At 70.5% G+C, this 13,099-nt stretch carries 11 protein-coding genes and 1 pseudogene; 8 read left to right on the forward strand and 4 right to left on the reverse strand.

What is annotated here, in order from left to right:
• The first annotated feature begins 43 nt into the window (after positions 1-43).
• The 5 genes from ACZ4N5_RS03195 (at position 44) to ACZ4N5_RS03215 (ending at position 5,882) form a co-directional block, all read left to right on the forward strand.
• Positions 44-1,735, forward strand: coding sequence for an ABC transporter ATP-binding protein (locus ACZ4N5_RS03195; RefSeq protein WP_467755863.1), 1,692 nt, complete (start codon positions 44-46; stop codon positions 1,733-1,735).
• Positions 1,735-2,859: an ABC transporter permease gene (locus ACZ4N5_RS03200; RefSeq protein WP_467755418.1), complete on the forward strand. Its 1,125-nt coding sequence runs from the start codon at positions 1,735-1,737 to the stop codon at positions 2,857-2,859. The genes ACZ4N5_RS03195 and ACZ4N5_RS03200 overlap by 1 nt, the downstream gene beginning before the upstream one ends.
• Positions 2,856-4,121: an ABC transporter permease gene (locus ACZ4N5_RS03205; RefSeq protein WP_467755419.1), complete on the forward strand. Its 1,266-nt coding sequence runs from the start codon at positions 2,856-2,858 to the stop codon at positions 4,119-4,121. Before ACZ4N5_RS03200 ends, ACZ4N5_RS03205 begins: the two co-directional genes overlap by 4 nt.
• Positions 4,118-4,531, forward strand: a complete 414-nt coding sequence (locus ACZ4N5_RS03210) for a cytidine deaminase (protein WP_467755420.1) — start codon at positions 4,118-4,120, stop codon at positions 4,529-4,531. Before ACZ4N5_RS03205 ends, ACZ4N5_RS03210 begins: the two co-directional genes overlap by 4 nt.
• A gap of 67 nt (positions 4,532-4,598) precedes the next feature.
• The gene (locus tag ACZ4N5_RS03215) at positions 4,599-5,882 is read left to right on the forward strand and encodes a thymidine phosphorylase (protein WP_467755421.1); all 1,284 of its coding nucleotides are present in this window, start codon (positions 4,599-4,601) and stop codon (positions 5,880-5,882) included.
• A 53-nt stretch (positions 5,883-5,935) separates the two neighbouring features.
• Here ACZ4N5_RS03215 and ACZ4N5_RS03220 read toward each other — a convergent pair whose 3' ends face one another.
• Positions 5,936-6,856 carry an AEC family transporter gene (locus tag ACZ4N5_RS03220; RefSeq protein WP_355851789.1) on the reverse strand — a complete coding sequence of 307 codons (921 nt, stop codon included), beginning with the start codon at positions 6,854-6,856 and terminating at the stop codon, positions 5,936-5,938.
• A 122-nt stretch (positions 6,857-6,978) separates the two neighbouring features.
• Between ACZ4N5_RS03220 and ACZ4N5_RS03225 the strand changes: the two are divergent.
• Positions 6,979-7,218: pseudogene (locus ACZ4N5_RS03225) on the forward strand (STAS domain-containing protein); the annotation flags it as partial.
• Positions 7,219-7,257: 39 nt separating this feature from the next.
• Here the strand turns inward: ACZ4N5_RS03225 and ACZ4N5_RS03230 are convergent.
• Positions 7,258-8,334 (reverse strand): sigma-70 family RNA polymerase sigma factor, encoded by a 1,077-nt coding sequence (locus tag ACZ4N5_RS03230; RefSeq protein WP_467755422.1) that lies wholly within the window; start codon positions 8,332-8,334, stop codon positions 7,258-7,260.
• A 143-nt stretch (positions 8,335-8,477) separates the two neighbouring features.
• A complete protein-coding gene (locus ACZ4N5_RS03235) occupies positions 8,478-9,803 on the reverse strand; it encodes an MFS transporter (protein WP_467755423.1) in 1,326 nt (441 codons plus the stop codon).
• Positions 9,804-9,865: 62 nt separating this feature from the next.
• Here ACZ4N5_RS03235 and ACZ4N5_RS03240 point away from each other — a divergent pair, with 62 nt between their 5' ends.
• Positions 9,866-10,828 carry a LysR family transcriptional regulator gene (locus ACZ4N5_RS03240; RefSeq protein WP_467755424.1) on the forward strand — a complete coding sequence of 321 codons (963 nt, stop codon included), beginning with the start codon at positions 9,866-9,868 and terminating at the stop codon, positions 10,826-10,828.
• A gap of 214 nt (positions 10,829-11,042) precedes the next feature.
• On the opposite strand, the gene ACZ4N5_RS03245 is transcribed toward ACZ4N5_RS03240, so the two are convergent.
• A complete protein-coding gene (locus ACZ4N5_RS03245) occupies positions 11,043-11,804 on the reverse strand; it encodes an alpha/beta hydrolase (RefSeq protein WP_467755425.1) in 762 nt (253 codons plus the stop codon).
• Between the two features lie 113 nt (positions 11,805-11,917).
• On the opposite strand from ACZ4N5_RS03245, the gene ACZ4N5_RS03250 reads away from it, so the two are divergent.
• A complete protein-coding gene (locus tag ACZ4N5_RS03250; RefSeq protein ID WP_467755426.1) occupies positions 11,918-13,072 on the forward strand; it encodes an adenosine deaminase in 1,155 nt (384 codons plus the stop codon).
• Positions 13,073-13,099 lie beyond the last annotated feature (27 nt).

Genomic DNA, 13,099 nt, shown 5'->3' on the forward strand with positions numbered 1-13,099 from the left:
GCTACGCGCGTAGACGACCCCCTTTCCCTCAGGAGAGTGCGCCATCAACGCGTCAAGCAGCCCTCCGGCCGGCGCGGTCAACGGTCAGGCGACCGCTGTCGAACTCGCCGGGATCACCAAGCGATTCCCTGGCGTCGTGGCCAACCACGACATCCACCTCAGCGTCCGCAAGGGCACCGTGCACGCCCTCGTCGGCGAGAACGGCGCCGGCAAGTCGACGCTGATGAAGATTCTCTACGGCATGCAGAAGCCGGACGAGGGCACCATCACCGTCGACGGCGAGCAGGTCACCTTCTCGTCGCCGGCGGACGCGATCTCCCGCGGCATCGGCATGGTCCACCAGCACTTCATGCTGGCCGACAACCTCACCGTCCTGGAGAACGTCGCCCTCGGCAGCGAGAAGCTGTACGGGATCGGCGCCAAGGCCCGCCGCAAGATCGTGGAGCTCTCCGAGCGCTACGGCCTGGGCGTCCGCCCCGACGTCCTGGTCGAGGAGCTCGGCGTCGCCGACCGGCAGCGCGTGGAGATCCTCAAGGTCCTCTACCGCGGCGCCCGCATCCTGATCCTGGACGAGCCCACCGCCGTCCTGGTGCCGCAGGAGGTCGAGGCTCTCTTCGACAACCTGCGCGAACTCAAGGCCGAGGGCCTGTCGGTCATCTTCATCTCGCACAAGCTGGGCGAGGTCCTCTCGGTCGCCGACGACATCACGGTCATCCGGCGCGGTACGACGGTCGGCACCGCCGTGCCGTCCGAGACGACCCCGCGTCAGCTCGCCGAGCTGATGGTCGGCAGCGAACTGCCGACGCCGGAGACGTCCGAGTCGACGGTCACCGACCAGGCCGTGATCGAGGTCGAGGACCTGACCGTCTTCGCCAAGGGCTCGGTGTCGATGGGCAAGGGCTCGGCGGCCCTGCTCATGGACGAGGTGGAGCGCGGTGCCGTGCGGCTCGTGCTCGACCATGTCTCCTTCACCATCCACGCCGGCGAGGTGATGGGTATCGCCGGTGTCGAGGGCAACGGCCAGACCGAACTCATCGACGCGCTGATCGGCCTCAAGGGCGCCGACTCCGGTGTCATCCGCTTCGCGGGCGACGACATCACCGGCCTGTCCACGCGCAAGCGCCGCGAGAACGGCATCGGCTACATCCCCGAGGACCGCCACCGCCACGGCCTCCTCCTGGAAGCCCCCCTCTGGGAGAACCGCATCCTCGGCCATGTCACCGAGAAGCCCAACGCCAAGGGTTTCTGGATCGACATCAAGGGCGCCCAGCAGGACACCCGCCGCATCGTCGAGGAGTACGACGTGCGCACCCCCGGCATCGACGTCACCGCGGCCTCCCTGTCCGGCGGCAACCAGCAGAAGCTGATCGTCGGCCGCGAGATGAGCCACAAGCCGAAGTTCCTGATCGCCGCCCACCCCACCCGCGGTGTGGACGTCGGCGCGCAGGCGCAGATCTGGGACCAGATCCGCGAGGCGCGCCGCGAAGGACTCGCCGTCCTGCTGATCTCCGCGGACCTGGACGAGCTGATCGGCCTGTCCGACACGCTCCGGGTGATCTACAACGGCAAGCTGGTCGCGGACGCCGACCCGGCCACCATCACCCCGGAGGAACTCGGCTCGGCCATGACCGGCGCCACCTCCGGACATCTGGAGAACGAGGAGCTCGCCGAACAGGCCGAGCTCGAAGAGCCCACCGAGACCCCGGCAGACGCCCCGGAAGACGAGGCCCGCTGATGAAGAAGTTCGACAAGGAGCGCCTGCTCCTCGGGGTGGCCGGACCGGTCATCGCGCTCGTCGTCGCCGTGGCGCTGACCTCGATCGTGCTGCTCGCCTCGGGCAAGAGCCCGATCGAGCCGTACACGATCATGTTCCAGCAGGCGACGTACTCCGACATCCAGGTCCTGATCATCAACCAGGCCTCGCTGTACTACATCGCGGCGCTGGCGGTGGCCATCGGCTTCCGGATGAACCTGTTCAACATCGGTGTGGACGGCCAGTACCAGCTGGCCGCCATGATGGCCGCGATCGTCGGCGCGCACGTCGCGCTGCCGGCCGCGCTCCAGGTCCCGCTGCTGATGGTGACCGCCATCTGCACCGGCGCGTTCTGGGCCGGCATCGCCGGTGTCCTCAAGGTCACCCGCGGGGTCAGCGAGGTCGTCGCGACGATCATGCTCAACGCGATCGCGACCTCCGTCATCGCCTATCTGTGGCTGCCCGACGTCTTCGGCGTCAAGCTCGGCAACAACAACACCACCGGCGAGATGCACAAGTCCGGCTGGATCCCCGGCTTCAACATGGGCGACGCGGGCGAGATCTACGGCCTGATCATCCTCGCCGTGGTCCTCGGCATCGGCTACTGGATCGTCCTCAACCGCACCCGCTTCGGCTTCGACCTGCGCGCCTCCGGCGCCTCCGAGTCCGCCGCCGCGGCCAGCGGTGTCGACCCCAAGCGCATGGTGCTCACCGCGATGCTGCTCTCCGGCGGCATCGCCGGTCTCGCGGGTCTGCCGATCCTGCTCGGCGACACCCACACGTACAGCCTGAACTTCCCGGTCGGCATCGGCTTCCTCGGCATCGGTATCGCGCTGCTGGGCCGCAACAGCCCCGTCGGCATCGCGTTCGCGTCCCTGCTGTGGGCCTGGCTCGACAAGGCCTCGCCCGAGCTCGACTTCCACGGGTACGACAAGGAAATCGCGGTCATCATGCAGGGCCTGATCGTGATCGCGGTCGTGGTCTCGTACGAGGCCGTCCGCGAGTGGGGTCTGCGCCGCCAGCAGCGCCGCGTCGGCGCGGAAATCGCCGCGGGCAACGTCCTCGGCGCCACCGACAACACCCAGAAGGAGGTGGCTGGCCAGTGACCACCGCAACCGACGTCAACCAGCCCACGCTGCAGCCCGCGGCCCCCGGCGGCCGCCGGATGTCGCTTCCCGTCCTCCTGCTGGTGATCGCGGGCGGCCTGGCGCTGACCTCGATCGTCCGCATCATCACCGGCGCCGACGGCATCACCAACGTCAGCCAGATGTCGACCGCGCTCCAGCTCGCCGTCCCGATCGGCCTGGCCGGTCTCGGCGGTCTGTGGGCCGAGCGCTCGGGCGTCGTCAACATCGGCCTCGAAGGCATGATGATCCTCGGCACCTGGTTCGGCGCCTGGGCCGGCTACCAGTGGGGCCCGTGGACCGGCGTCCTGGTCGGCGTCATCGGCGGCGCCGTCGGCGGTCTGCTGCACGCCATCATCACGGTCACCTTCAACGTCAACCACATCGTCTCCGGTGTGGCCATCAACATCCTGGCGCTCGGTGTCACGCGCTACCTCTCCCCGCTCGCCTTCGTGGGCGTCCCGGGCGGCTCGGCCAAGCAGTCCCCGCCGGTCGAGTCGCTCGGCCAGTTCACCGTGCCGGGGCTCTCCGACTGGCTCACCACCCTGAACTCCAAGGGCTGGTTCTTCGTCTCGGACATCGCGGGTCTGCTCGGCGGCCTGGTCACCAACGTCTCCTGGCTGACCCTGATCGCCATCGCGCTGATCCCCGCGACCTGGTGGATCCTTTGGCGCACCTCGTTCGGTCTGCGTCTGCGGTCCTGCGGTGAGAACCCGATCGCGTCCGAGTCGCTCGGCGTGAACGTCTACAAGTACAAGTACATCGCCGTGATCGTCTCCGGCGGTCTGGCCGGCCTCGGCGGTGTCTTCCTCTCCATCGTCGCCAACCCCTTCTACCTGGAGGGCCAGACCGCCGGCCGAGGCTACATCGGTCTCGCGGCGATGATCTTCGGCAACTGGATGCCCGGCGGTCTCGCCCTGGGCGCGGTCCTGTTCGGCTACACCGACAGCCTCAACCTGCGCGGCGGCTCGGAGAACGTCCACGCCCTGCTGCTGCTCGGCGCCATCCTGCTCGCCATCGGCGCGATCTGGCTCGTGGTCAAGAAGAAGTACGTGTCCGCCGTCATCACCCTGGTCGTCGGCGTCCTCGTATTCCTCTGGTACGCCACGACCAACGAGGTGCCCAGCCAGATCGTCTCCGCCACGCCGTACGTCATCACCCTGCTCGTCCTCTCGCTGTCGGCCCAGCGCCTGCGCATGCCGAAGGCGGACGGCCTGCCGTACCGGAAGGGACAGGGCAAGTGACAGCCGCCGGCGCGGAGTCCGCGGACGTCGACTGGAAGGAGCTGCGGGAGGTGGCCCGCACGGCGATGTCCCGCGCGTACGCCCCCTACTCGGACTATCCGGTCGGCGCCGCCGCCCGCGTCGACGACGGCCGGATCATCTCCGGCTGCAACGTCGAGAACGCCTCCTACGGCCTCAGCCTGTGCGCCGAGTGCGGTCTCGTCTCCGAGCTGCACACCACCGGCGGCGGCCGGCTGACGCACTTCACGTGCGTCGACGGGCGGGGCGAGATCCTCGTCCCGTGCGGACGCTGCCGGCAGCTGCTGTTCGAGTTCGGCGGGGGCGAACTGATCCTGGAGACGCCGGACGGGCTCGTGCCCCTCTCCGAGATGCTGCCGCAGGCCTTCGGGCCGAGCCATCTCACCAAGTAATGCCCCGCGGCCCCTCCTGATCGACCGATCCCAGGGAGGGGCCGCTCATCTTTTCGGAAGGAACGCCATGGCCATGGACGCCGTCTCCGTCATCCGCACCAAGCGGGACCGTGCCGAACTCAGCGATGCGCAGATCGACTGGGTCATCGACGCGTACACCCGCGGCGAGGTCGCCGACTACCAGATGGCCGCCCTCAACATGGCGATCCTGCTCAACGGCATGAACCGCCGTGAGATCGCCCGCTGGACGGCCGCGATGATCGCCTCGGGCGAGCGCATGGAGTTCTCGTCCCTGTCCCGCCCGACCGCCGACAAGCACTCCACCGGCGGCGTGGGCGACAAGATCACCCTCCCGCTGGCCCCGCTGGTCGCCGCCTGCGGTGCCGCGGTGCCGCAGCTGTCCGGGCGCGGCCTCGGCCACACCGGCGGCACCCTGGACAAGCTGGAGTCGATCCCGGGCTGGCGCGCGCTGCTGTCCAACGAGGAGATGCTGCACGTCCTCGACACCACGGGCGCGGTCATCTGCGCGGCCGGGGACGGCCTCGCCCCGGCCGACAAGAAGCTCTACGCGCTCCGCGACGTCACCGGCACGGTCGAGGCGATCCCGCTCATCGCCTCCTCCATCATGTCCAAGAAGATCGCCGAGGGCACGGGCTCGCTGGTCCTGGACGTGAAGGTCGGCTCGGGCGCCTTCATGAAGACCATCGAGGACGCCCGCGAGCTGGCCTCCACGATGGTGGGCCTCGGCACGGACCACGGTGTGAAGACGGTCGCGCTCCTGACCGACATGTCGACGCCGCTCGGCCTGACCGCGGGCAACGCGCTGGAAGTCCGCGAGTCGGTCGAGGTCCTCGCCGGCGGCGGCCCCGCCGACGTCGTGGAGCTCACGATCGCCCTGGCGCGCGAGATGCTCGACGCGGCCGGAGTGAAGGACGCCGACCCGGCGAAGGCGCTCGCCGACGGCTCCGCGATGGACGTGTGGCGCCGCATGATCGCCGCGCAGGGCGGCGACCCGGACGCCGAGCTGCCCACCGCGCGCGAGACGCACGTCGTCACCGCCCCGGCCTCCGGTGTGCTGACCCGTCTCGACGCGTACGACATCGGGATCGCCGCCTGGCGCCTCGGTGCCGGACGCGCCCGCAAGGAGGACCCGGTGCAGGCCGGCGCGGGTGTCGAGCTGCACGCCAAGCCGGGCGACACGGTCACGGCGGGCCAGCCCCTCATGACCCTCCACACGGACACCCCGGACCGCTTCGACTACGCGCTCCAGGGCGTCGAGGGCTCGTACGACATCGCGCCGGCGGGCACCGACTTCAAGGCCACGCCGATCGTGCTGGACGGGATCGCCTGATCGTCACGTCCATGACGGGGACCGGCGCGCTCGCGCCGGTCCCCGTTGGCGTCTCACCCGAGCACGGCCGCGATCACCACGAGCACCGGCACGGCCAGGATCGTCGAGAGCAGGATCGACTCGCGGGCCAGGGACTCGCCGACCCGGTAGCGCGAGGCGTACGTGAACAGGTTCTGCGCGGCGGGCAGCGCCGAGGTGACCACCACGTCGAGCAGCGGCGCGCCGCCGAGGCCGAACACGCCGACGGCCAGTGCCCAGGCGGCCAGCGGCTGGCCCACCGCCTTCAGCGCGACGGACAGCAGCACCGGACCCCGGTCCGCGCCGCGGCCGGGCAGACTGCTGCCGCACAGCGAGATCCCGAACGCCAGCAGCACCGCGGGCACCGACATACCGCCGATCAGCCGGAGCGGATCCAGGATCGGGCCCGGCACGGTCAGACCGGTCGCCGACACCGCGACCCCGCTCAGCGAACCGACCGCGATCGGATTGCGCAGCGGTGTGATCAGCCGCTGCCACAGCGGACCCTTCTCGCCCGCCCCGGACAGGTCGAGGACGGTCAGGGCGATCGGCGTGACCATGATCTGCTGGAACAGCAGCACCGGCGCCACCAGCGAGGCATCGCCCAGCACGTACACGGCGATCGGGATGCCGAGGTTGCCGGAGTTGACGTAACTGGAGCAGAGGGCGCCGATCGTCGTCCTGCCCAGGCCCCAGCGGCGTACGGCCCCCACCGCGACGAACACCCCGGCCGCCGCGGCCGTGCTCATCGCCGTGACCAGCAGCCGGCTGGAGAAGATGACCGACAGGTCGGCCTGCGCGAGCGTCGTGAACAGCAGCGCGGGCGAGGCCACATGGAAGGCGAGCTTCGTCAGTACCTCCCGCCCGTTGTCCCCGAGGTAGCCGCGCCGTCCGATGACGTACCCGACGCCGATGACGACCGCGATGACCGCGAAGCCCGTCAACACCCCTTGCACGGCGCCCCCTTGGCGGGGAGAAGGCCGTCGGGTATCGCGGGCGGAACCGATTCATGGGGCATGCATCCAACTCAACGGGCAGGAGCCGACGCGGGTCAATGTGATCTTCCGCGCCGCCCGCGATGAGTTCCGTACCGCCGGACGGTCTACTGACTGTGGATTCCGCGACACCAGCCGTACTCGTGCTGCCAGGACTCGTCACCCGGGACGAGGTGCCCAGGCTCTGTGACGCTGTCCGAGCGCACCTCGGGGTGACCGGCGGCGGGGTCGTGGTCTGCGATGTCGCGGGCCTCGGGCCGCCCGGCCTCGCCGCCGTCGACGCGCTGGCGCGCATGGAGCTGGCGGCCCGCCGGGCCGGAGGCCGGATACGCCTGCGCAACGCGGACCCCGCGCTGCGCGCCCTACTCGATCTGGTCGGCCTCCGCTTCGAGATCTTGGACAGCTCCGGGTCCACCGTCTCTCCGGGCCCTGTGAGCCTCGGCCCCCTCGGGCCCGTCGAGGTGGAGGGGAAGTCCGAAGAGCGGGAACCAGCGGGCCGTGTCCAGGAAGCAGTGGAACCCGGTGATGCGGCCCTTTGAGATCTCCAGCGCCTGCACCGCCCAGGGCGTGTAACCGCCCGCTTCCTCGTCCGGCTTGTAATGCGCGAAGCCCGGCAGGCCGTTGACCTCGACCGGGATCAGACGCGAGCCGGCACAGGCCGCGCCCAGCGTCGTCATGAACCCGGTGATGTCCTCGGTGCCGCGCAGCCACAGGTCGAACGGCGGCATCGTCATGATCGCGTCCTCGTGGAGGAGCGCCGTCAGAGCCGTCATGTCGTACCCCTCGAACGCCGCCACATAGCGCTCCAGGAGCTTCTGCTGCTCCTCGTCGAGCGGGTCTGAGGTGGCGGCGTCCGCGCCCGCCCCGTCGTTCTCGGCGAGGGTGGCGCGGGCCCGCTGGAGCGCGCTGTTGACCGACGCGACCGTGGTGCCGAGCAGCTCGGCGACCTCGCTCGCCTTCCACGCGAGGACCTCGCGCAGGATGAGGACCGCGCGCTGCTTGGGCGGCAGGTGCTGGAGAGCCGCCATGAAGGCGAGGCGCACCGACTCCTTGGCGACCGCCGCCTCCGCCGGATCACCGGCCGCCGGCAGCACGCGGGCGTCCGGCACCGGCTCCAGCCAGGTGTTGTCCGGGCGCGGGGTGAGCGCCGCCTGGGCGAGCGGTGAGGGAGCCGTGAGATCCATCGGACGAGCCCTTCGGTTGCCCGCGTTGAGCATGTCCAGGCATACATTCGTCGCGATCCGGTACAGCCAGGACCGCATCGAGGAGCGGCCCTCGAACTTGTCGTAGCTGCGCCAGGCCCGGACCATCGTGTCCTGCACCGCGTCCTCGGCCTCGAAGGACGAGCCGAGCATCCGGTAGCAGTACCCGGTCAGCTCGACCCGGTGCTTCTCCAGCCGGACGTCCAGGTCCGCGGTCGTCGCCGTACCTTCGCTCATGGCCCACCCACCCCTGTGGCTGTTTCCGTGCAGCGCGTCATTGCGCCGGCACTTCGGAAGCTACCGCAGCCCACTGACAATGGCGTGCGGAGCTGGGAAAGCAGCAGGTCACAGAGGGTGTGCCGGAGAGTGTTCCGGGCCGCTCAGCGGGCCGGTGCCGGCACCGGCCCGCGGCGGGAGGCGGTGCGGGCCGCGTGGGAGCCGAACGCGGTGATGGAGACGACGCCCAGCACCGCGAACAGCCCCATGGCCACCGTGCCCGCCCAGCCCCCCGCGTGGAAGGCGACCGCGCCGAGCGTGCTGCCGGCGCTGGAGCCGATGTAGTACGCGGACTGGTAGAGGGCCGACGCCTGCGCCCGCCCCTTCTTCGCGGTGTGGCTCACCGAAGACGACGCCACCGCGTGGCCCGCGAAGAAGCCCGCCGTGATCAGGACCAGGCCGAGCAGGACCAGCGCCACGGAGTCGCCGAGGGAGAGGAGCAGACCGGCGGTCGTGGTGCCGCCCGCCAGGTAGAGGGAGCCGCGGCGCCCGAGGCGGCCGGCCAGACGGCCCGCCGTCGACGCCGACACCGTGCCGACCAGATAGACCAGGAAGATCGAGCCGACGATGCCCTGCGGGAGCGAGAAGGGCGCCTCGCTGAGGCGGTAGCCGATGACCGTGTAGACCCCGCCGAACACCATCATGAACAGCGCGCCGATCGCGTACAGCCGGCACAGCAGCGGGTTCGCGAGATGGTCGCGCACCGTGCGGGCCAGCACCCGGGGCCGCAGCGAACCCCGCGCGAAGTGCCGCGGCGCCGGAAGCAGCAGCCGGAAGGCCACCGCGCAGACCACGGCGATCAGCCCGATCGTGCCGACAGCCACCCGCCAGCCCCACTCCTGAGCGACCCAGCCGGTGATGACCCGTCCGCTCATCCCGCCCACGCTGTTGCCCGCGACGAACAGACCGATCGCGGTGATCAGCGCCTTGGGGCGGACCTCCTCCGCCAGATACGCCGTCGCCGACGCAGGGAGCCCCGCGAGCGCCGCGCCCTGCACCGCCCGCAGCGCCACCAGCGCGCCGATCGACGGCGCGAAGGGGACCAGGAGACCGACGGTGACCGCCACCGCCAGGGACGCCGTCATCAACGTACGCCGTCCGAAACGCTCCGACAGCGCGCTCATCGGGAGGACGAACAGTGCCAGCCCGCCCGTCGCGGCCGACACCGTCCAGCTCGCCTCGCTCGCACTCACCCCGAAGTCCGCGGAGACCAGCGGGAGCAGGGCCTGCGTCGAGTAGAGGAGCGCGAAGGTCGCGACGCCCGCGAGGAAGAGCGCGAAGCTCATCCGGCGGTAGCCGGGCCCGCCGGGGGCCATACGGGAGTCGTCGACGGTGACGGTGACGGGGACCGAGGAGATGGCGGAGTCGGCGGCAGGGACGGAGGCGGCGGCGCCCACGATGGTGGACGCCCCGGTACTGGCGGAAGGCATGCCTCGAACGTAGGGACCCGTCGTTCATCCGTCCAATGCATGGAATCGCCATAATCGTTCCCATGGCGCATCAGCAGAGGTCAGAGGCTCACCTGTCACCGTTCAGTGACACAGAAGACAGTGCGTACTTTTCGAGACTGCTCGCCCCGCGCCTCGCCTACTTCGCCGGTGTCGCCCGCACCGAGCACGTCACCCGGGCCGCGGAGCAGATGCGGGTACCGCAGTCGACGCTGTCCAGGGCCATGGTCCGGCTCGAACAGGACCTGGGCGTCGACCTGTTCGCGCGGCGCGGCCGGACGGTGTCGCTGACCCCCGCGGGCCGCACCTTCCTCTCCTCCGTGGAGCGCGCCCTCGCCGAGATCGAGCGCGCCGCCGACGAGGTGCGCGCGGACGCCGACCCGGCCACCGGCAAGGTCGCGTTCGGCTTTCTGCACACGATGGGATCGGAGACGGTGCCGGGGCTGATCCGCGCGTTTCGCGCCGACCACCCGCGCGTCCGCTTCAGCCTCGTGCAGAACTACGGGGAGGCGATGCTGGAGCGGCTGCGCTCGGGCGAGCTGGACCTGTGTCTCACCTCGCCGGTGCCGGACGCGCCCGATCTGGTCGGCCGCCGGCTCGACGAGCAGAAGCTCCGCCTGGTCGTGCCCGCCGACCACCGCCTCGCCGCCCGCAGGCGCGTCCGCCTCGCCGAGGCGGCCGACGAGACCTTCGTGACCCTGGAACCCGGCTACGGGATGCGCCGTATCACCGACGACCTCTGCCAGGAGGCGGGGTTCCGGCCGCGTATCGCCTTCGAGGGGGAGGAGGCGGAGACGCTCCGGGGACTCGTCGCCGCCGGACTCGGGGTCGCCCTGCTGCCGCCACCGGCCGTCGCGCGCCCGGGAGTTGTCGAACTCACGGTCACCGCCCCGCGCGCCGTGCGCGAGATCGGCGTCGCCTGGCTGGACGGCCACCCGGACACCCCGCCGGTGGCCGCCTTCAAAAAGTTCCTGTTGTCCCGCCGCGGCCACCTGCTGCCCGACTGAGCCGTCGGGCGGCCCTCCTCGGGCCCGCCGCCGCGCCTTGCCCGGGTGGCTGCCGCCCGCCGCCCACCCCGTCCGCTGCCTGCCCCGCCCCGTTCGCCGCCTGCCTTGCCGCGCCGCCCCGTCCGCCTGCCGCGGCCCGTCCGTTGGCCTGCCGCGGCCCGTCGGCTGACCCGGCGGAATCGCCACCCGTCTGGGAGTCCGCCGCACGGTGGATCTACCGCCGCAACGACTGCCCGAAGCCCGCCGCCAGCGGCATCCGAAGGCCCAGTGGCGGTGGCGCCGCGAAGGCGTCCTCGACCGGACGGGAGAAGGCGTGTCCGAACAGCGTCCCCAGTACGAAGTCCTCCGCGAGGGCGAGGACTTCGTGCCGGTGCTGGTGCAGCGCGTGCCCGTCCGAGTGGACCTCGAAGCGGCAGATGCCGCGGTTGGCCTTCTTCGCGCGCGCCGCGAGCCGGAAGGACAACTCCGGGTCGGTGCGCTCGTCGTTGGTGCCGTGCACGATCAGCACGCGCCGGCCGGCCAGCTGTTTCACCGGTTCGGGTGGCGCGGCGACATCGTCCTCGGGCAGCCAGGGCGCCAGCGCCAGCACGGAGTTGACGGCCGAGTGCCCGCCCGCGCGCAGCGCCGCCCGGCCGCCCATGTCGATGCCGGCCAGACACACGGGGACATCGCCGTAGCGGCGGACGACCTCGTCCGCGGCCCAGGACGCGTCGGCCGCGAGATGGGCCTCGCTGCCGTTCCAGCCGCGGACCCGGTAGTGCACCACGTGGGTGACCAGGCCTTCCGCCCGTCCGGCCCGGGTCAGCCGGCGCCCCAACGCGCGTACGGAGGCGGTCGCCATCATGGGGGAGGGTCTTCGGGCCGAGGTCTCCTCGCCGCCCGGCAGCAGCAGAACAACTCCGCTGACCGCCGTCGGCTCAGGGCCGAGCGCCCTCCCCAGCCGGGCCCTGCGAACCGGCGTCGCTTGCTGTGCCATGACAGAACAGTGTCAGAAGCAAGGGTGTACGCCACCCGTCCGCACGGTCACCGTTACGTATCGACGGATTCGTACAACAGGAGATCTACGCGCGTAGGGGCTAGAGTGCGAAAATGACGAGCCAGATCCGGAACACCCCGAGCTCGGAGCAGATCCGCCGGGCGCCCAAGGTCCTGCTGCACGATCACCTCGACGGGGGACTGCGCCCCGGCACGATCGTCGAACTCGCCCGGGAAACGGGCTACTCCAACCTCCCCGAGACCGATCCCGGCAAGCTCGGGCTCTGGTTCCGCGAGGCCGCCGACTCCGGTTCGCTGGAGCGGTACCTGGAGACCTTCGCCCACACCTGCGCCGTCATGCAGACCCGCGAGGCGCTGGTGAGGGTCGCCGCCGAGTGCGCCGAGGACCTCGCCGAGGACGGCGTCGTCTACGCCGAGGTGCGGTACGCGCCCGAGCAGCACCTGGAGGGCGGGCTCAGCCTCGAAGAGGTCGTCGAGGCGGTCAACGAGGGCTTCCGGGAAGGGGAACGGCTGGCCCGCGAGAACGGCCACCGCATCCGGGTCGGCGCCCTGCTGACCGCGATGCGGCACGCGGCCCGCGCCCTGGAGATCGCCGAACTCGCGAACCGCTACCGCGACTTGGGTGTCGTCGGCTTCGACATCGCGGGCGCCGAGGCAGGCTTCCCGCCCACCCGGCACCTCGACGCCTTCGAGTACCTGAAGCGCGAGAACAACCACTTCACGATCCACGCCGGTGAGGCGTTCGGTCTGCCGTCCATCTGGCAGGCTCTCCAGTGGTGCGGCGCCGACCGGCTCGGGCACGGCGTCCGCATCATCGACGACATCCAGGTGCGCGAGGACGGCTCGGTGCAGCTCGGGCGGCTCGCGTCGTACGTCCGCGACAAGCGCATCCCGCTGGAGCTGTGCCCCAGTTCCAATCTCCAGACCGGCGCCGCCGACTCGTACGCGGCCCACCCCATCGGGCTGCTGCGCCGCCTGCATTTCCGCGCCACGGTCAATACCGATAATCGCCTCATGTCGGGTACGAGCATGAGCCAGGAATTCGAGCACCTTGTCGAAGCGTTCGGTTATTCGCTCGACGACATGCAGTGGTTCTCGGTCAATGCTATGAAGTCAGCATTCATTCCTTTCGATGAACGACTGGCCATGATCAATGACGTGATCAAGCCCGGATATGCAGAACTGAAGTCCGAATGGCTGTTCCAGCAGACAGTCTCCACCAGCGGTTCTGTAGCAGATCAGGCCTGATCGGGGCGGGCGGAAATTGGCCGGGTC

Source organism: Streptomyces sp. NPDC026500, from assembly GCF_055567635.1.